The 23,022-nt window shown below is 66.0% G+C and carries 23 protein-coding genes; 15 read left to right on the top strand and 8 right to left on the bottom strand.

The window, feature by feature from the left end:
* The first annotated feature begins 59 nt into the window (after positions 1-59).
* From AC0L3X_RS06080 to AC0L3X_RS06060, 5 genes are all read left to right on the top strand, one after another.
* Complete coding sequence (locus AC0L3X_RS06080; RefSeq protein WP_063985076.1) at positions 60-1,487, top strand: FAD-binding oxidoreductase; 1,428 nt, start codon at positions 60-62, stop codon at positions 1,485-1,487.
* On the top strand, positions 1,484-1,924 hold the full coding sequence (locus AC0L3X_RS06075; protein ID WP_063985077.1) for a GNAT family acetyltransferase: 441 nt from the start codon (positions 1,484-1,486) through the stop codon (positions 1,922-1,924). Before AC0L3X_RS06080 ends, AC0L3X_RS06075 begins: the two co-directional genes overlap by 4 nt.
* Positions 1,925-1,937: 13 nt before the next feature.
* Complete coding sequence (locus AC0L3X_RS06070) at positions 1,938-2,519, top strand: NUDIX hydrolase (protein WP_063985078.1); 582 nt, start codon at positions 1,938-1,940, stop codon at positions 2,517-2,519.
* 280 nt (positions 2,520-2,799) lie between these two features.
* Positions 2,800-3,729 carry a glycine reductase gene (locus AC0L3X_RS06065; protein ID WP_063985080.1) on the top strand — a complete coding sequence of 310 codons (930 nt, stop codon included), beginning with the start codon at positions 2,800-2,802 and terminating at the stop codon, positions 3,727-3,729.
* A gap of 36 nt (positions 3,730-3,765) precedes the next feature.
* Entirely contained in the window at positions 3,766-4,959 is a 1,194-nt protein-coding gene (locus AC0L3X_RS06060; protein ID WP_063985081.1) for a CaiB/BaiF CoA transferase family protein, read from the top strand.
* A gap of 108 nt (positions 4,960-5,067) precedes the next feature.
* Here the strand turns inward: AC0L3X_RS06060 and AC0L3X_RS06055 are convergent, their stop codons facing one another.
* Positions 5,068-5,832 (bottom strand): SOS response-associated peptidase, encoded by a 765-nt coding sequence (locus tag AC0L3X_RS06055; protein WP_063985082.1) that lies wholly within the window; start codon positions 5,830-5,832, stop codon positions 5,068-5,070.
* Positions 5,833-5,895: 63 nt separating this feature from the next.
* Here AC0L3X_RS06055 and AC0L3X_RS06050 point away from each other — a divergent pair, with 63 nt between their 5' ends.
* The 4 genes from AC0L3X_RS06050 (at position 5,896) to AC0L3X_RS06035 (ending at position 7,829) form a co-directional block, all read left to right on the top strand.
* Positions 5,896-6,396: a hypothetical protein gene (locus tag AC0L3X_RS06050; protein ID WP_014497302.1), complete on the top strand. Its 501-nt coding sequence runs from the start codon at positions 5,896-5,898 to the stop codon at positions 6,394-6,396.
* Between the two features lie 30 nt (positions 6,397-6,426).
* Complete coding sequence (locus AC0L3X_RS06045; protein ID WP_063985083.1) at positions 6,427-6,861, top strand: NUDIX hydrolase; 435 nt, start codon at positions 6,427-6,429, stop codon at positions 6,859-6,861.
* Positions 6,862-6,908: 47 nt separating this feature from the next.
* The gene (locus AC0L3X_RS06040; RefSeq protein ID WP_011085347.1) at positions 6,909-7,286 is read left to right on the top strand and encodes a TIGR02301 family protein; all 378 of its coding nucleotides are present in this window, start codon (positions 6,909-6,911) and stop codon (positions 7,284-7,286) included.
* 276 nt (positions 7,287-7,562) lie between these two features.
* Positions 7,563-7,829 (top strand): hypothetical protein, encoded by a 267-nt coding sequence (locus tag AC0L3X_RS06035; RefSeq protein ID WP_014497305.1) that lies wholly within the window; start codon positions 7,563-7,565, stop codon positions 7,827-7,829.
* A 196-nt stretch (positions 7,830-8,025) separates the two neighbouring features.
* On the opposite strand, the gene AC0L3X_RS06030 is transcribed toward AC0L3X_RS06035, so the two are convergent.
* From AC0L3X_RS06030 to AC0L3X_RS06010, 5 genes are all read right to left on the bottom strand, one after another.
* The gene (locus AC0L3X_RS06030; RefSeq protein ID WP_063985084.1) at positions 8,026-8,346 is read right to left on the bottom strand and encodes a cupredoxin domain-containing protein; all 321 of its coding nucleotides are present in this window, start codon (positions 8,344-8,346) and stop codon (positions 8,026-8,028) included.
* A gap of 10 nt (positions 8,347-8,356) precedes the next feature.
* Positions 8,357-8,890, bottom strand: a complete 534-nt coding sequence (locus AC0L3X_RS06025) for a DUF4142 domain-containing protein (protein ID WP_063985085.1) — start codon at positions 8,888-8,890, stop codon at positions 8,357-8,359.
* Between the two features lie 88 nt (positions 8,891-8,978).
* Positions 8,979-9,668 carry an RNA polymerase sigma factor gene (locus AC0L3X_RS06020; protein ID WP_063985086.1) on the bottom strand — a complete coding sequence of 230 codons (690 nt, stop codon included), beginning with the start codon at positions 9,666-9,668 and terminating at the stop codon, positions 8,979-8,981.
* Positions 9,669-9,901: 233 nt separating this feature from the next.
* Positions 9,902-10,771, bottom strand: a complete 870-nt coding sequence (locus tag AC0L3X_RS06015; RefSeq protein WP_063985087.1) for a sulfurtransferase — start codon at positions 10,769-10,771, stop codon at positions 9,902-9,904.
* A gap of 165 nt (positions 10,772-10,936) precedes the next feature.
* Positions 10,937-12,271 (bottom strand): dihydroorotase, encoded by a 1,335-nt coding sequence (locus AC0L3X_RS06010; RefSeq protein ID WP_063985088.1) that lies wholly within the window; start codon positions 12,269-12,271, stop codon positions 10,937-10,939.
* Positions 12,272-12,372: 101 nt separating this feature from the next.
* Here AC0L3X_RS06010 and ygfZ point away from each other — a divergent pair, with 101 nt between their 5' ends.
* The 6 genes from ygfZ (at position 12,373) to AC0L3X_RS05980 (ending at position 18,914) form a co-directional block, all read left to right on the top strand.
* The gene (gene ygfZ / locus AC0L3X_RS06005; protein WP_028158166.1) at positions 12,373-13,248 is read left to right on the top strand and encodes a CAF17-like 4Fe-4S cluster assembly/insertion protein YgfZ; all 876 of its coding nucleotides are present in this window, start codon (positions 12,373-12,375) and stop codon (positions 13,246-13,248) included.
* Complete coding sequence (locus tag AC0L3X_RS06000; RefSeq protein WP_063985089.1) at positions 13,245-13,871, top strand: DNA-3-methyladenine glycosylase I; 627 nt, start codon at positions 13,245-13,247, stop codon at positions 13,869-13,871. Before ygfZ ends, AC0L3X_RS06000 begins: the two co-directional genes overlap by 4 nt.
* Positions 13,868-14,482, top strand: a complete 615-nt coding sequence (locus AC0L3X_RS05995; RefSeq protein ID WP_063985090.1) for a YfbR-like 5'-deoxynucleotidase — start codon at positions 13,868-13,870, stop codon at positions 14,480-14,482. Before AC0L3X_RS06000 ends, AC0L3X_RS05995 begins: the two co-directional genes overlap by 4 nt.
* Positions 14,483-14,626: 144 nt before the next feature.
* A complete protein-coding gene (locus tag AC0L3X_RS05990) occupies positions 14,627-15,133 on the top strand; it encodes a tyrosine phosphatase family protein (RefSeq protein ID WP_028152156.1) in 507 nt (168 codons plus the stop codon).
* A gap of 19 nt (positions 15,134-15,152) precedes the next feature.
* Positions 15,153-16,121, top strand: a complete 969-nt coding sequence (locus AC0L3X_RS05985; protein WP_063985091.1) for an NUDIX hydrolase — start codon at positions 15,153-15,155, stop codon at positions 16,119-16,121.
* Positions 16,122-16,172: 51 nt separating this feature from the next.
* On the top strand, positions 16,173-18,914 hold the full coding sequence (locus AC0L3X_RS05980) for a DUF2339 domain-containing protein (protein WP_231144355.1): 2,742 nt from the start codon (positions 16,173-16,175) through the stop codon (positions 18,912-18,914).
* Between the two features lie 3 nt (positions 18,915-18,917).
* Here AC0L3X_RS05980 and AC0L3X_RS05975 read toward each other — a convergent pair whose 3' ends face one another.
* Together AC0L3X_RS05975 and AC0L3X_RS05970 are read right to left on the bottom strand one after the other, a co-directional pair.
* Positions 18,918-20,606 carry a methyl-accepting chemotaxis protein gene (locus tag AC0L3X_RS05975; protein ID WP_354131721.1) on the bottom strand — a complete coding sequence of 563 codons (1,689 nt, stop codon included), beginning with the start codon at positions 20,604-20,606 and terminating at the stop codon, positions 18,918-18,920.
* 284 nt (positions 20,607-20,890) lie between these two features.
* The gene (locus AC0L3X_RS05970; protein WP_473316306.1) at positions 20,891-22,861 is read right to left on the bottom strand and encodes a methyl-accepting chemotaxis protein; all 1,971 of its coding nucleotides are present in this window, start codon (positions 22,859-22,861) and stop codon (positions 20,891-20,893) included.
* Positions 22,862-23,022: the final 161 nt, after the last annotated feature.

Genomic DNA, 23,022 nt, shown 5'->3' with positions numbered 1-23,022 from the left:
TGCAGCGGTTTTCCGATAAGATCATGCGCAAGAGATAAGAGCGAAGAAGAGACAAGAGCATGAACGTCAATAAATCTGCCACCCCGCCGCTTGCGCCAGAGCTGATCGAACAATTCCGCAAGATCGTCGGCGACCGACATGCCATCACCGACGCGGCCGACATCGAGGCCTACGTTACCGAGGAGCGCAACCTGTTTCACGGCCGCTCGCCGCTGGTCCTGCGCCCGGGCTCGACGGCGGAGGTCTCGGCGATCTGCAAGCTCGCCTCCGCGCACGGAATCGCGCTGGTGCCGCAGGGCGGCAACACCGGGCTCGTCGGCGGCCAGACGCCCCACAACGGCGAAGTGGTGGTGTCGCTGCGCCGGCTCGACAAGATCCGCGAGGTCGACACCGCCTCCAACACCATGACCTGCGAGGCCGGCGTCGTGCTCCAGGTCGCGCAGCAGAAGGCGGCCGACGTGGACCGGCTGTTTCCACTCTCGCTCGGCGCCGAAGGAAGCTGCACCATCGGCGGCAATCTCTCGACCAATGCCGGCGGCACCGCCGCGCTCGCCTATGGCGTGGCGCGCGAGATGGCGCTGGGGCTCGAGGTGGTGCTCGCCGACGGTCGCGTGCTCAACGTGTTGTCGAAGCTGAAGAAGGACAACACCGGCTACAATCTGCACAACCTCTTCATCGGCGCGGAAGGCACGCTCGGCATCATCACCGCGGCCACGCTCAAGCTGTTTCCGAAGCCGCGGGCGGTCGAGACCGCGTTCGTCGGGCTAAAATCGCCGGCGGCGGCGCTGAAGCTGCTGACCATCGCGCAAGGCGAAGCTGCGAACGCGCTGACGAGCTTCGAGTTGCTGTCGGAGATGGCGGTCGACTTCTCGGTCCGCCACGGCATCGACGTGCGCGATCCGCTCGAAGCAAAACATCCCTGGTACGTGCTGATGGAATTGTCCTCGCCCGGCGATGATGCCCGCACGCCGCTGGAGACGATCCTGACGCGCGCCATGGAAGACGAGATCGTCGACGACGCCGTGATCGCGGCCAACCTCACCCAGCGCAACGGCTTCTGGAAGCTGCGCGAGGAAATGTCGTCGGCGCAGAAGCCGGAGGGCGGCTCGATCAAGCATGACATCTCCGTGCCGGTCGCCGCCGTGCCCGCCTTCATCGACGAAGCCAATGCCGCCGTCGTGAAACTGATCCCCGGCGCACGGCCGGTGCCGTTCGGCCATCTCGGCGACGGCAATCTGCATTACAATGTCAGCGAGCCCATCGGCGCCAACACCGCGGACTATCTGGCGCGCTGGCATGAGATGAATGCGGTCGTGTTCGAGATCGTGCTGCGCATGGGCGGCTCGATCTCGGCCGAGCACGGCATCGGCGTGCTCAAGCGCGACGAACTGCCCGAGGTGAAGGACAAGACCGCGATCGAGCTGATGCGCGCGATCAAGGCGATGCTGGATCCGCAGGGCATCATGAATCCGGGGAAGGTGCTGTGAGCGTCTCCCTTACGATCGATGCGATCGATGATGCCGATGTCGAGCCCGTCGTCGCGCTGTGGCAACGCTGCGGCCTGACGCGCCCCTGGAACGATCCGCATGCCGACATCGCGCTGGCGCGGCGGCGCGACAATTCGACCGTTCTGATCGGCCGCGATGGCGGCACGATCGTCGCCACCGCCATGGTCGGCCATGACGGCCATCGCGGCTGGGTCTATTACGTCGCGGTCGATCCCGATGGGCGCAAACGCGGTTATGGCCGCGTCATCATGGCCGCGGCCGAGGACTGGCTGCGCCAGGCCGGCATTTTGAAGCTGCAGCTGCTGGTCCGCCGCGAGAACGCGCAAGCCAATGCGTTCTACCAGTCGCTGGGTTTCGAGGAATCGACCTCGGTGATGTTCCAGAAGTGGCTCGACGGCCGCGCTTCCACAACGTAGCCGGAAAACAGCAATGACCGTATCCGACCGCGTCCGCATCAAGGACGTCCGCGTGCTCTCGGACGGCTGGACCACGCTGAAGACCACGACGTTCGAGTACCGGCGCGCCAATGGCGAGTGGCAGACGCAGCACCGGGAAACCTATGAGCGCGACAACGCCGCCGCCGTGCTGCCGTATAATCGCGCACGGCGTACGGTGATCCTGGTACGCCAGTTCCGCCTGCCGGCCTTTATCCGCGGCTACGACGATCTCCTGATCGAAGCGGCCGCCGGCGTGCTGGACGATGCCTCCCCCGAGGTGCGCATCCGCGCCGAGGCCGAGGAGGAGACCGGCTATCGCCTGCACCACGTCCACAAAGTGTTCGAGGCCTTCATGAGCCCCGGCGCCATCACCGAGAAGCTGCATTTCTTCGTCGCCGAATACGAGCCGGAGATGCGGGTCAGCGACGGCGGCGGCCTCGAGCACGAAGGCGAGGACATCGAGGTGCTGGAGCTCTCGATCGACGAGGCCTTGGCAATGATCGCGGACGGCCGCATCATCGACGCCAAGGCGATCATGCTGCTGCAGTACGCGGCGCTGCATATTTTCAGGTGAGTTACGCTTTCTTCCTTCTCCCCCTGTGGGAGAAGGTGGCGCGAAGCGCCGGATGAGGGGTACGCGTCCGCAAATTCAGAAAGAGCGGACTCGCGGAGAGATACCCCTCACCCGTCTCGCCGCCCCGCGGCGAGCCACCCTCTCCCGCAAGGGGAGAGGGGAAGACAGCGCAATCGGCTCCACTAAGCCTGCAATTCTGCCCTGCGCCGCCCCGCCCCGGTTGAGCAACACCAAAACTATCTCTAGTCTGGCGCGAACCAAGAACCAGGAGACGCGCCCCATGTCCGCTTCGCGCGACGACGAATTCGGCTTTGCGCCCGACTACGACTCCCCCGTCCCCTATATGCAGCGCACGCGCGAATATTACACCGCGATCGGCTACACCACGCCGTATCGCTGGGCGCATTACACGCAGGCGCCGTTCCAGCCGCTGAAGAAACCGTTGGCAAAATCGCGCGTGACGATCATCACCACGGCCGCGCCTTACGATCCCACCAAGGGCGACCAGGGGCCGGGCGCGGCGTATAATGGCGGGGCGAAATTCTACCAGGTCTATGACGGCGACACCTCGAAGCAGCACGATCTGCGCATCTCGCACATCGGCTACGACCGCAAGCACACCACGGCGACCGACAACGGCACCTGGTTTCCGCTGCCGCAGCTCTTGAAGGCATCTGCCGTAGGCCGCATCGGCGAGGTGAGCCAGCGTTTCTTCGGCGCGCCGACCAACCGGAGCCATCGCGTCACGCTCGACACCGACGCGCCGGAAATCCTGGCGCGCTGCCTCGCTGACAAGGTCGATGTCGCCGTGCTGGTGCCGAACTGCCCGGTCTGCCACCAGACCACCGCACTGGTGGCGCGGCATCTCGAGGCCAACGGCATTCCGACCGTGGTGATGGGCTGCGCCAAGGACATCATCGAGCATGCCGCCGTGCCGCGCTTCTTGTTCTCGGATTTCCCGCTCGGCAATTCCGCCGGCAAGCCACACGACGTCGCCTCGCAGGCACAGACGCTGGAGCTCGCGCTGACGCTGCTGGAAAGCGCGAGCGGTCCGCAAACCACGATGCAGTCGCCGCTGCGCTGGAGCGAGGACGCCTCCTGGAAGCTCGACTACAACAACGTCGCACAGCTCTCGCCTGAAGAGCTGGCGCGCCGCCGCGCCGAATTCGACAAGCAGAAGGAGATCGCGCGCGGCAACCGCGCCGCCTGACGTCCTCCGACAACAACAAACTAAGGGGAGAGCGACGTGACGCGACCGTTCGAGGGCGTGAAGATCCTGGACTTCACGCAGGTGCTGGCCGGCCCCTATGCGAGCTACCAGCTCGCGCTTCTGGGGGCCGACGTGATCAAGGTCGAACGGCGCGAGGGCGAGGACATGCGCCGCACACCGCTCAGCCGCGAATGGGCCGAGCGCGGACTCGCGCCGGCGTTCCAGGCCATCAACGGCAACAAGCGCAGCCTGACGCTCGATTTGCAAAAGCCCGACGCGATCGCGATCGTGAAGAAGCTCGTGGCGCAAGTCGACGTCGTCATGGAGAACTTTCGCCCGGGCGTGATGGACAAGCTCGGCATCGGCTACGAGGCACTCTCCGCGATCAATCCAAAGCTGATCTATTGCGCCGTGTCCGGCTTCGGCCAGACCGGCCCGGACCGCCTGAGGCCCGGCTATGACGGCAAGATGCAGGCGCTGTCGGGCATCATGGCGATCACGGGACATCCCGAGACGGGGCCAACGCGCGCGGGTTTTGCGGTGTGCGACGTGCTGTCGGGCGCGACGGCCGCGTTCGGCGTGTCGAGCGCGCTGTACCAGCGCGACCGTACCGGCAAGGGACAGCTGATTGACGTCTCGATGCTTGAGGCGACGATGGCGTTTCTCTCGGGGCAGATCGCGGACTGGTCGGTCGCCGGCCATCGCCAGCAGCTGTCGGGCAACCAGGCCGTCAGCCGTCGGACCACGGCAAATCTGTTCAGATGCGGCGACGGCCACATCCTGCTCGCCGTCAACAACGAGAAGCAGTACCGCGCGCTGATGTCCGCGCTCGGCCGCGAGGACACGCTGTCAGACCCGCGCTTCGCCGACTGGTTCGCGCGCAACGAGAACGAGGGCGCATTGCGCGCCATCATCGAGGAGGCGCTGGCGGCCAGGCCTGCGCGCGAGTGGGAGACAATCCTGGAAGATGCCGGCGCGCCCTGCGCCAGCATCTGGAAGGTCGAGGAGGTCATCGATCATCCGCAAATCAAGGCGCGCGGCGCGATCCAGGAGCTGGATACGCCCTACGGCCGCCTGCGCTTTGCCGGCAGCGGCTTCAAGCTCGGCCATGGCGGCGGCCGGCTGGACCGGATGGCGCCGGAATTGGGTGCGGATACGGATGCGGTGCTGGGCGAGCTGGGGTTCGATGCAGCGGAGATCGCGGCGCTCAGGGCAAAAGAGATCGTGTAGATTGCGTAGGGTGGGCAAAGGCGCAACGCGCCGTGCCCACCGTCTACCCACTTGCTTGAAACACGATGGTGGGCACGCTTCGCTTTGCCCACCCTACGGCACCGCCGCCTAAAACAACGACCCCTGCCCGTCATCTGACGAGCTAGCAGCGACCTTCCGGGCCGCCTTCTTCGGTTTCGCCGCCTCAGCTTCCGCCTCCATCTCCTCCGCGCTGATCGGCAACACGAGCTGATCGTCGTCATTGGCGACGCGGTTGACGCGGGTGGAGACCGGGTGCCAGGCGAATTCACCGATGCGCGGGGTGGACATCAGCGGCAACACGGCATCGACATCGTCGCCGCGGCTGTCGAGCCAGCGCTCGAAATCGCGCGGGCTGATGGTGACGGGCACGCGGTCATGCAGCGCGGCGAGATCCTCGCCCGCCGCCGCCGTGACGATCGCGACGGTGTCGAGCTCCTCACCGTTCGGCCCGACCCAGGTCTCGAATACCGCAGCAAAGCCGAGCGGCTCGCTATCGGCGCGGTGGATGAAGAAGGGCTGCTTGCGGCCACCCTCCGCCTTCCATTCATAATAGCCGTCGGCCGGGATCAGGCCGCGGCGCCTCCGAATCGCGTTCTTGAAGGCGGGCTTTTCCAGCACCGTCTCGGAGCGCGCGTTGATCAGGAGCGTAAATCCCTTGGGATCCTTGACCCAGCTCGGCAACAATCCCCAGCGCATCAAGCGGAAATGGCGCGCGCCATTCTCGAGCAGCACGACCGGAATCGGTTGTGTCGGCGCGACGTTGTACCGTGACGGGAAATTCGGCTGCTCGATGTAGCCGAACAGTTGCCGTAAAGCCGCGGGGGCCGAAGTTATGACGAAGCGTCCACACATCCTTGGGGGCCTATATAGGGTCCGTTCAGGTCCTTTTAACCCCGAACGTTAACACTGCGGCAGATGAGCTCAACGGCCTCCCAACCCGCGCGGACGCATGTACAGACGGGCCCCGAGGCCGCCGCCTGGGCCGAGCGGCTGCGCGTGGCCAACATCAACCCGCGAACCGGGCTTGCCACCGACTATCTCAACCATTTCAATGAAGCCGTGATGCTGCTGGAAATGGTCCCGGACATGCCGGAATGCGCCGAAGATTTTTTGACCTGGTCGCCGCTGTCCTATGCCGAGCATTTCACCGCGTCGAATTTCAAGGCACGGGATCTGGCCATCGAAGCCTATGAGAAGGCCGATCCGAATGTGCGCGCCCAGTTCGACCACATCACTGATACCATGACCTCGATCCTGACAGCGGTCGGCTCGGCCATGCGCGAGGTCGAGAAGGACACGACCCGCGTCCGCCTCGCCGAGCAGGCCACGCTCTGGGTCAAGCCGCTGATCGCGGCCTGCGGCGGCATCATCAATGGCGGCGCGGAAGCCGACGTCGACACCATCATGGCGAATTGAGCCAAGGGCTGTTGAAGGGTTGTTGAAGATATGTCTGCGGTCATCCAGCCCACCCACCCCCAGATCGCGGTCAGCGCCGCCATCTTCCGCGACGGCAAGGTACTTCTGACCCGCCGCGCCCGCTCGCCCGCCAAGGGGTTCTATTCGCTGCCCGGCGGCCGGGTCGAGTTCGGCGAATCGCTGCACCAGGCGCTGGCGCGCGAGGTCGACGAGGAGACCGGGCTCGCCATCGAGATCATTGGCCTCGCCGGCTGGCGCGAGGTGTTGCCGGCCGCAGCCGGCGCCGGCCATTACCTGATCATGTCCTTTGCCGCCCGCTGGGTGGCCAAGGAGCCGGCTCTCAACGACGAGCTCGACGATTACCGCTGGATCGCCCCCGACGCCCTGGCGAGCCTCGGCGACCTCAAGCTGACCGGGGGGCTGGAGGAGGTCATCCTGTCGGCCGCCGGGCTGATCGGGCCCTGACCGCCCCGTCTTGCGTCCTCCGCTCCGAGGGGGCATACACCCCGCCGATGTCCACGCGATTTCTGGCCATTTTTGCCCTGATTCTCGCCTGCGCCTCCGTGCCCACAAGGGCCCAGGACGTGGCGGCGCCGTTTGACGCCGATTTGCAGCGGCTGGCGGAGATTTTGGGCGGCCTGCACTATCTGCGCGGCATCTGCGGGTCCAACGAGGGCAACAAATGGCGCAGCGAGATGCAGGCGCTGATCGATGCCGAAACCCCCTCGGGCGAGCGCCGCACCCGTATGATCGCCGGCTTCAACCGCGGCTATAACGGCTTCCAGCAGACCTATCGGAGCTGCACGCCGGCCGCGACGGTGGCGATCCGCCGCTATATCGAGGAAGGCTCGAAGATCTCGCGCGATCTCACGGCGCGTTACGCGAACTGAGCGCATCTCCTCATCCTGAGGAGCGCGCTCTTCGCGCGCGTCTCGAAGGATGCAAGGCCCCGCTGCCGCAGCACGGCCTCTATGGTTCGAGACGGCGCTAACGCGCCTCCTCACATGAGGGTTTGGCTGTCGAACGCGCATCTGGAACCCTGTCATCGACTTTGTTCACAGCCGTTAACCGTTCCTAAAGATGTGGCCTAGCGGGCGTTAATACGCGTGCTACACCTTTCGTACAGCGCATCGCCGTGGATCGCGCCCCAGCCCTGATCGAGTTTCATGAGCCATTCAGTGTCCTACGCCCCCGCCCGCGCGCCGCTGCCCGATCACGAGCAGAAACAGGCCGCGCTGAGCTATCTCAACGAGGCCTGGGCCGAAGCGCGCCATGATGGCGTCGACGGCGACTGCCTGGCGCAGGCGAGCCTGTTTGCGGCATTCGCCGAGCTCGTCGGTACCTACGGCGAGGATGCGGTGGCGAAATTCGTCGAGGGCTTTCCGGGCCGCATCCGCAACGGCGAATTCTCGGTCACTCTCGCAAGGCAGTAAGCTTCTTGCGAAAAATGACCCCGCCACACGGGCGGGGCCAGTCTACGGATGAATGACTTGGCGAACGGGATCTGGCGAACAGGTTCGCGAAGTCTGCCGCGTTTATCGCACGGAAGCCGCCTCCCCCAGACAAGCATTAGTCTCGCGATGACCGGGAGATATTCCCACTACGATCGGGAATGCACTCCCTCCTCCCTCACGGCGCGACCTTGAGCGTCGCTTTCATGTTGGGATGATAGCGGCAGTAATAGTCGACAATTCCCGCCTTCTTCAGAACAAACGTTGCCGACTTCTTCGGTGGCAGCATCACGTCGAAATCGCCGCTCTTCGCCGTGGCGGTGTGCGCGAACACGTCCTTGTTGATCCATTCGATGGTATCGCCGACCTTCGCGGACGTTTCGGCCGGTGAAACCACGAGATTGTCCATTATGATCTGCATGGTCGCGGCGCGCGCCGGGACGACGATCGACAGCAAGACGACCGCAAGCGCGATCGAAGCGAGGTGTCGCGGCTTCATCCCACACCCCCTATTTCAGCTCGGCCGCGACATGCTCGGCGTGCTGCTGGTGGCCCTGAAAAATCTTCAGGCCGGTCTGCAACAGGCTCTTGAGCTCGGCATTGCCGGCGGACGGGATGAGCTGGGTTTCCAGCGCGCCGTTGACCGCCTTGTGGTAGGCGACCTCGTTCGCGACATAGGCCTTGTCGAAGGCCGCGCCGCTCAGCTTGTCGAGCTCAGCCAGCTTGTCGCTCGCCTGCTTCGACAGCGTCTTGCTGGTATCGTTGTCTTCAGGCGTAACGTTCAGCTTCTTGACCAGCGCCAGCGCCTGCTTGTTGACCGCCTCGTGGTCGCGCAGCATGTCCTCGGCAAACGCCTTGACGTCCTTGTTCTTGGCCTTTTTCTGCGCCTGCTTGGCCGCGTTGATGTCGATCACGCCCGCGGTGTAGGCGATGTGAGCGATCTGCGGATCGGTGGGCTTGTCGGCTGCGCTCGCGCCTTGCAGTAGCGCCGGGCTCGACAACAGAATTGCCGCGGCGATCGCCGCGCTCCATCGGGTGAACATGTTTGAAACTCCTGTGCTGCCGGAGGGTTTGCCGGCGTTGCTTCACAGGCATTGGATGGGATTTTCGCGCAAACGTTCCCGAAAAACTTCAGCCGCCGCTGCCGAGCCGCTTCAGCACCGATACGGTCAGCCGCTCGCAGCGCCACCCGGCAAACGGGAACGCATCCATCATAACCGGACCGATCTCCTTCTCGACGTTCTCGCGCAACATGGTGCGCGCACGGTGCAGCCGCGTCTTCACGGTCTCGGGCTTGACGCCGAGCAGATCGGCGGTCTCCTCGATGTTCATCCCCTCCATGACGCGCGCGACGAAGACCATGCGGAACACATCCGGCAGTTCGTCGATTGCGCGTTCGACGACGCGCTGGATTTCACGTTGGGCCATGGTCCTTTCCGGATCGCCTGCGGGAGAAACGGGAAATTTTATGATCTGCGCGTCGAGCGCCCCTTCCGGCAGCGCGCTGAGCTCGACATGCGGCTTGCGGCTTCGCGCCCGGCCAAGCGCCTCGTTGATGGCAATGCGCGACAGCCAGGTCGACAGCCCGGACTCGCCGCGAAAGTCGTCCAGATGGGTAAAGGCCCGGACATAGGTTTCCTGCACCACGTCCTCGGCTTCGCTGTCGCTGCGCAGGATACCGCGCGCTAGACGGTAGAGCCTGCGGTTGTTGGCCTGCATGATCTCGCGCAACGCGGCCTCGTCACGGCCCCGCGCGCGATCGACCAGTTCGGCTTCCGATGCTCTAGCGCCGGCGGACAGGCCGGCTGCGGTCCGCTGCATGGTGGTCACCTGTTTCCATTCGTTCCGGACATTGGATGCAGGCCAGCGATAAAGGTTCCCGACTTTCTTACCCTCCCCTGGAGGGGGAGGGTCGATCGCGCGCAGCGCGAGCGGGGTGGGGTGACAGTCTATACCTTTGAGGCGGTGCCCGAGTGGAGAGATCACCCCACCCCGCTTCACCTCTCGCTTCGCTCGACGTGAAGCGACCCTCCCCCTTCAGGGGAGGGTAAGAGCTAATCCGTCTCGATCGGCAGTGCCGGATCCCTCGCCCATTCGCCCATGGAGGCATCGTACAGCGTCAGCTTGTCGTAGCCGAGCTGTGTCAGCATGAGCAGGTCGATCGTCGCCGAGATGCCGCCGCCGCAATAGCAGATCACATTCTTGTCGCGCGTAACGCCCTGGGCCGCGAACTTCGCTTCGGCGTCGGCAAGCGTCGTCAGTGTCTTGTCGGCCTTGGCAAGCGTGGCCGCGGGCACGTTGACGCTGCCGGGCACGCGGCCGGGCCGGCCGTAGCGGCTCGGCTCGAGGCCCTGATGAAATTGCGGCCCGAGCGCGTTGACGATCACGGTCGAGGGATCGCAGATCCGCGCCTTCACGGTGGTCTTGTCGACGAAGAAGCCCGCGTGCGACGCGGCCTTGAAGGTCGTGGCGGGATAGCCCTTCGGCGCGCCCGTCTCGACCGGCCGCCCCTCGTCCTTCCATTTGTCAAAACCGCCGTCGAGCACGCGCGCATCGACGCCGAGCGAGCGCAGCATCCACCAGAACCGCGTCGACCACATCATGGTGCCGATGCTGTAGAGCACGATGGTCTTGGATGCGTCAGCGCCGTGGCGACCGAAGGCGGCCTCTAGCTGGGGCACGCCAGCCATCATGAAGAGCTGTTGCGCGGAGGTGTCGGAGAACTCGCCTTGCAGGTCGAGGAAATCCGCGCCGGGGATGTGGCCGGCCGCGAACGTCTTGTCGCCGGGCACCGCGCGATAGGGCACATCGCTACCGGGCGGCACCGGCTCGTTATAGGTCGTGCAGTCGTAGAGGCGGAGGTTGGGATCGCCGAGAATCGCGGCGAGTTGCACAGTGGTGATGAGGGGCGTCGGTTGGGACATTGCTCTCTCCCAATTTGAGTCTACGCTTCCTGGCACTCTGTCATTGCCCGCGAAGGCGGGCAATCCAGTATTCCAGAGGCGGCGGTGATCGAACCGAGAAGCCGCGGCGTACTGGATGCCCCGCCTCCGCGGGGCATGACAGCGGAGCGAGAAGCGGGCCGCCCTCTACTGCTTCAGCGTCTCCAGAAACCGCACCGGCTCGCCCTGCGAGGCCGTCACCAGTTCGCCCTGCCACATCACGCGGCGGCCGCGGATGAAGGTGCCGACGGGCCAGCCGGTGACGCGGACGCCGTCATAAGGCGTCCAGCCGGCTTTGGACGCCACCCATTTGTTGGTGATGGTCTCGCTGCGCTTGAGATCTACGATCGTGAAATCGGCGTCGTAGCCTGCGGCAATGCGGCCCTTGCAGGCCATGTTGTAGAGACGCGCGGGGCCGGCGCTGGTGAGGTCGACGAAGCGCGCCAGCGACAGGCGGCCGGCGTTGACGTGGTCGAGCATGAGCGGCACCAGCGTTTGCACGCCGGTCATGCCGGAGGGCGAGGCCGGATAGGTCTTCGACTTCTCTTCCAGCGTATGCGGGGCATGGTCGGAGCCGAGCACGTCGATGATGCCCTGCTCGATGCCGCGCCAGATGCCGGCGCGGTGATCGGCCCCGCGCACCGGCGGGTTCATCTGCGCCAGCGTGCCGAGCCGCTCGTAGCATTCGGGTGCGACCAACGTCAGATGATGCGGCGTCGCCTCGCAGGAAGCGACGTCCTTGTGGTCGCGCAGGAACTCGATCTCTTCCTTGGTCGATATGTGCAGCACGTGGATGCGCTTGCCGGTCTCGTGCGCGAGCTTGACCAATCGCTGCGTCGCCATCAGCGCCGCGGTCTCGTCGCGCCAGACCGGATGCGAACGCGGATCGCCCTCGATGCGCAGCGACTTGCGGTCGTTGAGGCGGTATTCGTCTTCGGCGTGGAAGGCGGCGCGGCGGCGGATCACCTGGAAGATGCGGCGCAGGCTCTCGTCGTCCTCCACCAGCAGCGCGCCGGTCGACGAGCCGATGAACACCTTGACGCCCGCACAGCCGGGCGCGCGCTCCAGCACCGGCAGATCCTGCACGTTCTCGCGGGTGCCGCCGATGAAGAAGGCGAAATCGCAGTGCATGCGATGATGGGCACGCTTCACCTTGTCGGTGAAGGTAGCCTCCGTCACGGTCAACGGCGCCGTGTTCGGCATCTCGAACACGGCGGTGACGCCGCCCATCACGGCGCTGCGCGACCCTGTCTCGAGGTCTTCCTTCTGCTCCAGCCCGGGCTCGCGGAAATGCACCTGGGTGTCCATCACGCCCGGCAGGATGTGGAGGCCCTTGCAGTCGATCACCTCAGCGGCGGAGGCCTGCGAGAGCGGGCCCAGCTCCGCGATGCGGCCGTTGGTGATGCCGATATCGCGAACACCCTCGCCGTCCTGGTTGACGACGGTGCCGCCTTTGAGGATCACATCGAAGCGCTGGGTCATGGCTGAAGGCCTCTCTCATCCCCAAGCGCGGGGCTTGAGGTCTTGTCGTTTATGCCTTGCGGGCTTACGTTCCGGAGCAACATGTCGCAAGAGATTTTCACATGAAATCAGCGTTTCTTCCCGACCGGAGCGTGGTCAAGGTCGCGGGCGAGGACGCGCGCAACTTCCTCAACGGCCTGATCACGACCGATCTCGACAGGCTGAAGCCGGGCCTGGGGCGATTCGGTGCGCTGCTGACGCCGCAGGGCAAGATCATCGTGGATTTCCTGATCACAGAGGTGCCCGCAGGCCATGGCGGCGGGTTCCTGATCGACTGTCCGAAGGCGCTGGCCGAGGGCCTCGCCACCAAGCTGAAATTCTACAAGCTGCGCGCCAAGGTCACGGTGGAAAACCTCGATCTCGGCGTGCTCGCGGCCTGGGACGGCCAGCTTGCGGCGCAGCCGGACCTTGCGTTCGCCGATCCGCGCAATGATGCGCTCGGCACTCGCATCCTGATCCCCGAAGATCTCAAACAGAAGCTGTCCGATCTCATCGGCGCCGAGCTGGTCGATGCCGCCGAATACGAGGCCCATCGCATCGCGCTCGGCGTGCCGCGCGGCGGGCTCGATTTCATGTACAGCGATGCGTTCCCGCACGAGACCAACATGGACCGTCTTGCCGGCGTCGATTTCGACAAGGGCTGCTATGTCGGCCAGGAGGTCGTCTCGCGCATGCAGCATCGCGGCACCGCGCGCACCCGCAGCGTCAAGGTGCTGCTCGACGACCTCTCGCCGGAGGCCGGCGTCAGTGTTATGGCCGGCGACAAGCCGGTCGGCACGATGGGCTCGTCCGCACAGGGCAAGGGCATCGCGCTGGTACGCATCGACCGCGTTGCGGACGCGCTCGATGCCGGCCAGCCGCTCACCGCCGGCGGCCTCGCCGTGAGGCTCGCCGAACCCGACGTCGTCCGCATTCCCCTGAAGCAGCCCATCGCATGAGCCGAGCCCCCCGCCTGCATCCCGACGGAAAGACCCGCTGCCCCTGGCCCGGCGAAGACCCGCTCTATGTCGCCTATCACGACACCGAATGGGGCGTGCCGGAATATGACGACCGTGCGCTCTACGAAAAGCTGATCCTCGACGGCTTCCAGGCCGGCCTCTCCTGGATCACGATCCTGCGCAAGCGGGACAATTTCCGCAAAGCCTTCGATGATTTTCAGCCGGAGAAGATCGCGCGCTACAACGACAAGAAGGTGCACGCGCTGATGAACGATGCCGGCATCGTGCGCAACCGCGCCAAGATCGACGGCGCGATCCTGAGCGCGAAATCATATCTCGACATCATGGAGAAGGGCCCGGGCTTCTCGAAGCTGTTGTGGGACTTCATGGACGGCCGGCCCAAGGTCAACAATTTCAAGACCACTGCGAGCGTGCCGGCCTCGACGCCGCTGTCGACGCAGATCTCCAAGGAACTGTCCTCGCGCGGTTTCAAATTCGTCGGTCCGACCATCGTCTACGCCTTCATGGAGGCGACCGGCATGGTCAACGACCATCTCGTCGACTGCCATTGTCACGCGAGCTGCGGCAAGACGCAGCGCAAGCCGCGCCTCAAGGCCAAATGACCGCGAAGAAAACGGCACGCGACGTGGCATCCCGCGCCTGGCAACGCATGCTGTCGGGCCGGCGGCTCGATCTGCTCGATCCCTCTCCGCTCGATGTCGAGATCGCCGACATCGCGCATGGGCTGGCGCGCGTGGCGCGCTGGAACGGGCAGACCACCGGCGCGCACATCTTCTCGGTCGCGCAGCATACGCTTCTGGTGGAGACCGTGATGCGGCACGAGATGCCGCGCGTCGACGAGCGCATGCGGCTCGCCGCCCTGCTGCACGATGCGCCCGAATACGTGATCGGCGACATGATCTCGCCGTTCAAGGCCGTGCTCGACGGCCACTACAAGGCGGTGGAGAAGCGCCTGCTCGGCGCCATCCACATCCGCTTCGGCCTGCCGCCGGCGCTGCCCGAGGAGATCACGCAAGCCATCAAGGCCGCCGATCGCGGGGCGGCCTATCTGGAGGCAACCGAGCTTGCCGGCTTCAGCGAAAGCGAGGCGAAGCGCCTGTTCGGCAGGGACCCCAGCCTCTCCGACAGCGTCCGGCGCGACTACCTCACGCCCTGGACCGCGGCGCGGGCCGAGAAGCAGTTTCTGGAGCGGTTCAACGCGGTGTTCGCGTAGCATCATCCCTTCGTAGGGTGGGCAAAGCGAAGCGTGCCCACCAAACTAGCCGCGGTGTGCGCGGTGCGAAACGGTGGGCACGGCGCGATGCGCCTTTGCCCACCCTACGAGCGCTCGCTATAATCAGCGGCAAAAAGGTCCGCCATGATCCACGTCTGTTCCCTCGCCGCCCTTCCCGAAACCGTCCGCCTCACCAGGGCCAGCCATGTGCTGACCGTCATGGCCAATGTCGAGCAGGTGGCACGTCCGGTGTCGGTGCTGCCGGCCAACCATCTCAAGGTGTCGATGGACGACATCACCGAGGAGATGGACGGCTTCACCGCACCATCCGAAGCTCATATCGACCAGGTGCTGAATTTCGTACGCGGCTGGGACCGCAGCGCGCCGCTGGTGGTGCATTGCTATGCCGGCATCAGCCGCTCCACTGCGAGCGCCTTTGCGGCCGTCTGCGCCCTCAATCCGGATCGCGACGAGATCGAGATCGCCAAGAAGATCCGCGCGGCCTCCCCGATCGCCTCGCCGAACCGCCGCATCGTCGGTCTTGCCGACCGCGCGCTCGGACGCAACGGCCGCATGCTGCGCGCGCTCGACGAGATGGGCCCGGGCGCCATGATGGTCGAGGGCCGCCCCTTCGTGATCGAGCTCGAATGACAACTGCGACATCAGCCGCATGAGCGACACGCAGCTGACGCCGATCGAGATCGGCCTGACCGCGGCGATCGTCGCGATCGAGGATCATGAGCCGCTGATCCTCACCGCGCACAGCAGTGATGGGCTGGCGGGCCTGCCGTTCGGGCCGTTCGATGCGCCCAGCCATCGCACGTTCGAGATCGGCCTGCGCGCCTGGGTCGAGGCGCAGGCGGGCTTGCGGCTCGGCTATGTCGAGCAGCTCTACACGTTCGGCGATCGTGGCCGTCATGCCGAGGCCGGCGACACCGGTGCGCATATGGTGTCGATCGGCTATCTGGCGCTGACGCGCGCGGTGGGCGGCGAGCTCGCAGCGACCGGCGCGAGCTTCGAACCGTGGTATCGCTTCCTCCCCTGGGAAGACTGGCGCGAGGAGCCGCCTGCGATCATCGCCCGTGACATCATTCCGGCGCTGACGCTATGGGCCGAGGAGGAGACGCCGGAGACCACACGCGCGCTGCCGCGCCGGGATCGCGTGCGGTTCTATTTCGGCCTCGACGGCGCGCCCTGGGACGAGGAGCGCGTGCTCGACCGCTACGAGCTCTTGTACGAGGCCGGGCTGATCGAGGAGGCGCGGCGCGACGGCCGTCCTGCGGCATTGGCGCGCAAGCAGCTTCCCGCGCTCGGCACCTCCATGCGGTTCGATCACCGCCGGATTCTCGCGACAGCGATCGCGCGGCTGCGTGCAAAACTGAAGTATCGTCCTGTGGTGTTTGAACTTTTGACCGCGGAGTTCACACTCACTGAACTGCAGTACACGGTGGAGGCGATCTCCGGCCGGCACCTGCACAAACAAAATTTCCGCCGCCTGGTCGAAACCGAAGCCTTGGTCGAACCGACCGGGGTGATGTCGACACAGACCGGCGGACGGCCGGCGGCGCTCTACCGCTTCCGCCGCGACGTGCTCCAGGAACGACCCGCGCCGGGCTTGCGCGTACGCTCCCGGCGCTAGATCCTAGGATTTGCGTGACCGGCCCCTGCCCGCCGGTTGCCTGGAGGCTTCATGTCCGACGGCCCGTTTGACGTCTTTGCGCTGATCATTGCGATCATCGCTGTCCTGATCGCGATCAAGGCCTCCAGCCAGGCGGCCGAGCTGCGCCGCCGGCTGGCCTCGCTCGAAGAGATGTTTTACGCGCAGCGGCAGGTGCAGCCGCCGCCGCTGATGCCCACGCAGGTGCAGGCCGAGGCGCCCGCGACGACGGCCGCCGAGCCGCCGCCGCTCGCGCCCGAAGTCGAGGCAGCACCGCCTCCGCTCGTCACCGAAGAGGTTTCACCGCGGCCGCTCGCAGCGAGCACCGAAGCCGATGCACCGCCGCCGCTTGCGGCGAACACCGAGGCCTACGCACCGCCGCCTTTGCCCGCGCCGGCACCCGGCTTCGAGGAACGGCTCGGCACGCGCTGGGTGGTCTGGATCGGCGGCCTCGCGCTCGCGCTCGGCGGCTTCTTCATGGTGCGCTATTCGATCGAGGCAGGTCTCGTCGGCCCCGGCGTGCGCGTGTTCCTCGGCGGGCTGTTCGCAGCCGCGCTGCTGGGCGCCGGCGAATGGTCGCGGCGCAAGGAGAGCATCTCCAACATCGCGGCGCTGCCTATCGCCAACATCCCCGCGATCCTCACCGCGGCCGGAACGGCCGTGGCGTTCGCGACCATCTACGCGGCCTATGCGCTCTATGGCTTCCTCGTGCCCGCCACCGCTTTCGTGCTGCTCGGCATCGTCGCGATGGGCACGCTCGCCGCGGCACTGTTGCATGGGCCCGCACTCGCGGGCCTCGGCGTGGTCGGCGCGTTCGTGACGCCGATCCTCGTCTCCAGCGGCAAGCCGGATTATTGGGCGCTCTATATTTATCTTGCGATCGTCACCGCCGCGAGCTTCGGCCTCGCGCGCATCCGGCTGTGGCGCTGGCTCGCGGTGACCACCATCGCCTTCGCCGTGCTCTGGATCTTCCCGGGTCTCGATACCAGCGAGCTGCAGGTCGCGCCGCACACCTTCCATGCGATCGCGGGCTTCGTGCTCGCCGCCCTCCTCGTGGTCTGCGGCTTCATGTTCGGCCCGACCATCGAGGACGGCGAGATCGAGCCGGTGTCGTCGAGCTCGCTTGGCGCCTATCTGTTCGGCGCGATGCTGATCGTGCTGTCGAGCGCGCATGCGGACCTTGCGCTGATCGCGTTCACGCTTCTCGTCGGCGCGACGCTGTTCGTCGCCTGGCGTGCGCCGGCGGCGACCGGCGCACTGGGCGCGGCCGCGGCAACCGTCTTCATCGTGTTCGCCGAATGGGCGGTGCGCGCCAATCCCGACATGCTGGTGCTGCCGGGCGGCCCGATCCCCGGCGTCGGACCGGTCGCCACCGACGGTTCGGTGACGCTGCATCTGGTGATGGCCGCGATCTTCGCTGCCGGCTTCGGCATCGCAGGCTTCCTCGCGCAGGGCCGCTCGAACTCGGCGGTCATTCCGGTGGTGTGGTCTGCGGCCGCCGTCGCGACGCCGATCGCGATCCTCGTTGCGCTCTACGCGCGCGTCGCCCATCTCGACCGCTCGATCCCGTTCGCGATCCTCGCGGTGCTGCTCGCCGCCGCCTTTGGCGCTGCGACCGAAGCGCTGGCGCGCCGCGAAGATCGGCCGGGCACTGCGACCTCTGTCGCGCTGTTCGCGACCGGCACGCTCGGCGCGCTGGCGCTGGCGCTGACCTTCGCCCTCGAAAAGGGCTGGCTCACCATCGCGCTGGCGCTGATGTCGCTCGGCACGGCCTGGATCTCGCTGCAGCGGCCGATCCCGGTCCTGCGCCGGCTCGCCGCCATCTTTGCCGCGATCGTGACCGCGCGCATCGGCTATGATCCGCGCATCGTCGGCGATGCCGTCGGCACCACGCCGATCTTCAATTGGCTGTTGTGGGGCTACGGCCTGCCGGCGGCCTCGTTCTGGGGCGCGAGCATCTTCCTGCGCCGCCGCGGTGACGATCCGCCGCTGCGCATCGTGGAGGCCGCCGCGATCCTGTTCACCGCGCTGCTCGCCTTCATGGAGATCCGGCATCTCGCCACCGGCGGCCGCATGACGTCGCCGCCCTCGCTGCTCGAATTTGCCCTGCAAGTCTGCGTCGCGCTCGCCATGGCGATCGGGCTGGAGCGGCTGCGGCTGAGGAGCCACAGCATCGTTCACAATGTCGGCGCGGTCGCGCTCACCGCGATCGCCGGGCTCATCAGCGTGTTCGGCCTGCTGATCCTGGAGAATCCGTGGCTGCTCTCCAGCGTCGATGTCGGCGGTCTCGTCTTCAACCTGCTGCTGCTCGGCTACGCTCTCCCGGCGGTGCTGATGCTGCTGCTGTCCTATGCGGTGGCCGGACATCGCCCCGTCGCCTATGCGAACACGATTGCCGGCGCTGCGCTGGTGTTCGCGCTCACCTATTTGACGCTGGAGATCCGCCGCTTCTATCACGGCCCGGTCCTGCTCTACGGCGCCACCACGGGCGCGGAGCAATACACCTATTCGATCGGCTGGCTCGGCTTCGGTGTGGTGCTGCTCGGCGTCGGCATTCTCGTCAACTCCGAGCGGGCACGGCTGGCGTCGGCCGCGGTGATCGCGCTGACGATCCTGAAGGCCTTCGTGATCGACATGTCGACGCTGACAGGCGTCTACCGCGCGCTGTCGTTCATGTGCCTCGGCATCGTGCTGGTCGCGATCGGGTGGCTCTACCAGCGCATCCTGTTCCGGCGGCAGATAGCACCGCCGCCGGCTCCGCAGGCGAGCACTTGAGGATCAAGCCGCGCGGACCGACTCCAGGAACTGCGCGACCTCGACTTTGAGCCGCGTGCTGTCGGTCGCCAGCGATTTCGCCGCCGACAGCACCTCCGTCGACGCCGAGCCGGTCTCGATCGCACCACGCTGCACGTCCGTGATGTTCATCGAGACCTCCTGCGTACCGACCGAAGCCTGCTGCACGTTGCGCGAGATCTCCTGCGTGGCCGCGCCCTGTTCCTCGACGGCGGCTGCGATGGCCGCCGCCACCTCGGACAGCCGCTCGATGGTGCCGCCGATCTCCTGGATGGCGCTGACAGATTCCTGCGTCGCGGACTGGATCCCGGAGACCTGCGCCCCGATCTCGCCGGTCGCTTTCGCGGTCTGCTCGGCCAGCGCCTTGACCTCGGAGGCGACGACCGCGAAGCCGCGGCCGGCTTCACCGGCACGCGCCGCCTCGATGGTGGCGTTGAGCGCCAGCAGGTTGGTCTGACCGGCGATGGTGTTGATCAGCTCGACCACGGCGCCGATACGCGATGCCGCCTGAGACAGCGCATTGACGCGGTCGTTGGTCCGCGTGGCCTGCTCGACGGCCTCTGCGGCCATCCGCGCCGAATCCTGCACGCGGCGGCTGATCTCGGTGATGGAGGACGACAGCTCCTCCGATGCGGACGCAACCGCCTGGACGTTGGTCGAGGCTTCCTCGGACGCCGCGGCGACCACGGTCGCAAGCTCCTGCCCGCGCTGCGCGGTGCTGCTCAGCGTGGTCGCGGAGGCCTCGAGCTCGGTCGAGGCCGACGACACGGTGCCGACGACCTCGCCGATCATGGCCTCGAACTTGCGGGTGATGGCGTCGACGCGGCGGCCGCGTTCGATCTTGGCCTCGGCGTCGGCCGCGGCGACTTCGTCGGCGGCCTTCTTGGCGATCAACGCCTCCTTGAAGATCTGGAGCGCATCCGCCATCGAGCCGATCTCGGTCTTCTCGCCGCGATGCGGCACCTCGGCGGAGAGGTCGCCTTCGCCAAGCGACTGCATCGGATGGATGATCGAGGCAATCCCGCGAGAAAAGTCACGCACGAGATAATAGGCGGCACCGATCGCGATCACGACCGAGAACACGATGATGCCGACCAACACGCGGAAGATCGTGGCGTAGCTGTCGGCCGCCTGCTTCGTCTCCAGCTCGGCGCCCCGGTTGTTCATCTCGATGCCCTTCTGGAGCAGCGGGTCGGCGGCCTGGGCCATCTTCGCGACCTTGGTCTGCAACAGCTCGTTGGCATCGGCCGGGAAGCGACCGACGCCCTTGCGCGACAGCGCCATGACGTCCTGCACCCCGTTCAGGTACTCGGCCCATGCCTTGCTCCACTGCTCATAGAGCGAACGCTCCTCGGCTGAGGTGATCAGCGGCTCGTAGACCTTGCGGGTCTGGTCGATGCGCGCCTGCAGCGAGGCGAGGCGCTTCTCGGCGGCTTCCTTGCCCTCGGCGGTGTCCTGCATCAGGTGCAGGCGCAGCGCGACGCGCAGCTCGTTGATATCGGCGCGAAGCGAGCCGAGCGCACGCACGCTCGGCAGCCAGCTCTCCGCGATCTCGACGGTGTGGGAATTGATACTCTGCATGGTGCCGATCGCCATCACGCCGACGCCGGCGAGCGACAGCACGAGGACCGACAACACGGTCAGAAGCTTGAACACGATCGACAACTTCGACATCACAGCAAATCCCGATGAGACCTAGCAACGCGCAAATCACCTGCGCCGCCATCGTCACGACGGACGACAGGGCGGAAGTCAGTTCAACAATGCTGGCTGATTTTTATCCCGTAAGATTGCGCTCATAGTTGCAAACAGGCGTTAACAGGAACCTACGTGAAACTACGGAATTCGCTGTCGCCGCCGTTATATGTTCCGCAATTATTGGTTGCAGCGCAGCAGACATCGCGCGACGCCACACCGGCGCACCGCGATGCGCGGCTCGAACGGAGCAACTGACGACCTCAGGCCGCCCGGACCGACTCCAGGAAGCGCGCGACCTCGCTCTTAAGCCGGTTGCTCTCCTGAGACAGCGATTGTGCTGCCGAATGCACCTGGGCCGACGCAGCCCCGGTCTCGCCTGCGCCGCGCTGGACGTTGCCGATATTGGCGGAGACCTCCGAGGTGCCGTGCGCGGCATGCTGGATGTTGCGGGAGATCTCCTGCGTCGCGGCGCCCTGCTCCTCCACCGCTGCGGCGATGGCCGAGGAAATTTCCGACATCCGCGCGATGGTGTCGCCGATCTCCTTGATCGCACCGACCGAATCCTGCGTCGCGGTCTGGATCGCGCCGATGTGCTGGCTGATCTCGCCCGTGGCCTTCGCGGTCTGCTCAGCGAGCGCCTTCACTTCGGTCGCGACCACCGCGAAGCCCTTGCCGGCCTCGCCCGCACGTGCCGCCTCGATCGTGGCATTCAGCGCCAGCAGATTGGTCTGGCTGGCGATCGTGTTGATCAGCTCGACCACGTCGCCGATACGCCCTGCCGCCTTGGTCAGCTCCGCGACGCGCGCGTTGGTGCGCTGGGCCTGCTCCACCGCGACGTCGGCGACGCGGGCCGATTCCTGCACCTGGCGGCTGATCTCCGAGATCGATGTGGTCATCTCCTCGCTCGCGGACGACACCGACTGCACGTTCGCGGACGCCTCCTCCGAGGCCGCCGCCACCGCCGTGGCGAGCCCGTTGCCGCGCTCGGCGGCCTGGGTCAGCGTATTGGAGGACGCCTCGAGCTCGGTTGCCGCCGACGACACCGTGTCGATGATCTCGCCGACCGCGCCTTCAAACCCGTCGGCGAGGCGGTGCATGTCCGCCTTGCGCCGTTCGCGCCCGCGCGCGTCAGCCTCGGCCTGCTCCGCACGCAGCCGCTCGGCCTCCGCCATGTTGGTCCTGAACACCTCGACCGCACCGGCCATCTCGCCAATCTCGTCCTTGCGCCCGACGCCGGGGACGGAGATCGAAAGCTCGCCGCGCGCCAGCCGCGTCATCGCGCCGACCATGCCGGACAATGCCTTCGAGATCGAGCGCTCCAGCACGAAGCCGACCACGGCGAGCACGACGACGGTGAGCGCGAAGGCGATCATCATCCACAGGCGCACGGCATCGCGCGTTGCGGCTTCCGCGGCGTCGGCCTGCTTGTACATGGCGTCGACGGCGGTTCGCACCTCGACCATGGAGGGTTCGAGCTCGCGGAACGTCTTCATCATGCTGGCGTCCAGCGCAGCGCTCTGCTGCGCGGTCTCGGCCCAGGCCGCGAACTCGGACTGGTACTTCTGGAGCTTGGCCGTGATGTCGTTCATCACCGCCGTCGGGACTGCGACCACCTCGATCGCCTTGGAGAATTCGATCGCGGCCTTCTTCACCTCGGCGATGTATTTGGGGTCGCGCCGCAGCATGAAGTCCTTCTCGTGCCGGCGCATCATCAGCATCCAGCTCGTCGTCCTGGGATCGTCGATCTCCTTGAGCTTCACCTCGATGTCGTGCACGGCGGCGCGGAGCGAGCCGGACAGGCCAAGCGTCTCGTTCAGCCCGAGTCTGGTCTCGGCCACGACAAGCGCCTTGAAATCCTCGGCATAGCGTTTGAAGCCGTCATGTGCCTGCCTGGTCTTGTCGGACAGCGCGCTCATGCCGCCGGCCGCCATCAACCGCTCGACCTGGTCGAAATCGCGGTTGATCGGTCCCATCAGCTCGGCATGGGCCTTGGCGTAGCTTTCGTTGCGACGCTGCTGAAAATTCTTCTCGTTGCGGCGCGCCTCCAGCATCTCGATCGTGAGCTGCTTGTTGAGGTCAGCGATCGCGCGGGCGCGGTTGGCAACGGTGCGGGAGGCGTCCTGAGAGAGGCTGCCGATCTCGTAGATCGCGCCGAAGACGACGAGGCCGACAAGGCCGAAGAGTCCGATCGCCATGACCTTGTGGGTGAGGCGAATGGAGAAGCCGCTCATTGAATGTGCTCCGATACGTTCGATACGCAATACAGGGAGGGCGACTCGGCACCCGAATATTGCGAGATCATGACTGCATCGGTTTTCCGGAAGGTTAACCGTGCAGACCTTCTCACCGCGGCATCGGCTGTGGACGCATGCGAACCGCCACGCGTCCTCGC

The sequence above is a fragment of the Bradyrhizobium sp. MI1.7 genome, from assembly GCF_055811795.1.
Note: the sequence above shows the minus strand (reverse complement) of the source record. Positions and strands in the feature narration are given on the sequence as shown.

Excerpts from the sequence above, each read along its gene's own strand:
- AC0L3X_RS06080 (WP_063985076.1), top strand. The coding sequence starts at position 60 with ATGAACGTCAATAAATCTGCCACCCCGCCGCTTGCGCCAGAGCTGATC.
- AC0L3X_RS06070 (WP_063985078.1), top strand. The coding sequence starts at position 1,938 with ATGACCGTATCCGACCGCGTCCGCATCAAGGACGTCCGCGTGCTCTCG.
- AC0L3X_RS06065 (WP_063985080.1), top strand. The coding sequence starts at position 2,800 with ATGTCCGCTTCGCGCGACGACGAATTCGGCTTTGCGCCCGACTACGAC.
- AC0L3X_RS06055 (WP_063985082.1), bottom strand. The coding sequence starts at position 5,832 with ATGTGTGGACGCTTCGTCATAACTTCGGCCCCCGCGGCTTTACGGCAA.
- AC0L3X_RS06050 (WP_014497302.1), top strand. The coding sequence starts at position 5,896 with ATGAGCTCAACGGCCTCCCAACCCGCGCGGACGCATGTACAGACGGGC.
- AC0L3X_RS06045 (WP_063985083.1), top strand. The coding sequence starts at position 6,427 with ATGTCTGCGGTCATCCAGCCCACCCACCCCCAGATCGCGGTCAGCGCC.
- AC0L3X_RS06040 (WP_011085347.1), top strand. The coding sequence starts at position 6,909 with ATGTCCACGCGATTTCTGGCCATTTTTGCCCTGATTCTCGCCTGCGCC.
- AC0L3X_RS06035 (WP_014497305.1), top strand. The coding sequence starts at position 7,563 with ATGAGCCATTCAGTGTCCTACGCCCCCGCCCGCGCGCCGCTGCCCGAT.
- AC0L3X_RS06030 (WP_063985084.1), bottom strand. The coding sequence starts at position 8,346 with ATGAAGCCGCGACACCTCGCTTCGATCGCGCTTGCGGTCGTCTTGCTG.
- AC0L3X_RS06025 (WP_063985085.1), bottom strand. The coding sequence starts at position 8,890 with ATGTTCACCCGATGGAGCGCGGCGATCGCCGCGGCAATTCTGTTGTCG.
- AC0L3X_RS06020 (WP_063985086.1), bottom strand. The coding sequence starts at position 9,668 with ATGCAGCGGACCGCAGCCGGCCTGTCCGCCGGCGCTAGAGCATCGGAA.
- AC0L3X_RS06015 (WP_063985087.1), bottom strand. The coding sequence starts at position 10,771 with ATGTCCCAACCGACGCCCCTCATCACCACTGTGCAACTCGCCGCGATT.
- AC0L3X_RS06010 (WP_063985088.1), bottom strand. The coding sequence starts at position 12,271 with ATGACCCAGCGCTTCGATGTGATCCTCAAAGGCGGCACCGTCGTCAAC.
- ygfZ (WP_028158166.1), top strand. The coding sequence starts at position 12,373 with ATGAAATCAGCGTTTCTTCCCGACCGGAGCGTGGTCAAGGTCGCGGGC.
- AC0L3X_RS06000 (WP_063985089.1), top strand. The coding sequence starts at position 13,245 with ATGAGCCGAGCCCCCCGCCTGCATCCCGACGGAAAGACCCGCTGCCCC.
- AC0L3X_RS05995 (WP_063985090.1), top strand. The coding sequence starts at position 13,868 with ATGACCGCGAAGAAAACGGCACGCGACGTGGCATCCCGCGCCTGGCAA.
- AC0L3X_RS05990 (WP_028152156.1), top strand. The coding sequence starts at position 14,627 with ATGATCCACGTCTGTTCCCTCGCCGCCCTTCCCGAAACCGTCCGCCTC.
- AC0L3X_RS05985 (WP_063985091.1), top strand. The coding sequence starts at position 15,153 with ATGAGCGACACGCAGCTGACGCCGATCGAGATCGGCCTGACCGCGGCG.
- AC0L3X_RS05980 (WP_231144355.1), top strand. The coding sequence starts at position 16,173 with ATGTCCGACGGCCCGTTTGACGTCTTTGCGCTGATCATTGCGATCATC.
- AC0L3X_RS05975 (WP_354131721.1), bottom strand. The coding sequence starts at position 20,606 with ATGTCGAAGTTGTCGATCGTGTTCAAGCTTCTGACCGTGTTGTCGGTC.
- AC0L3X_RS05970 (WP_473316306.1), bottom strand. The coding sequence starts at position 22,861 with ATGAGCGGCTTCTCCATTCGCCTCACCCACAAGGTCATGGCGATCGGA.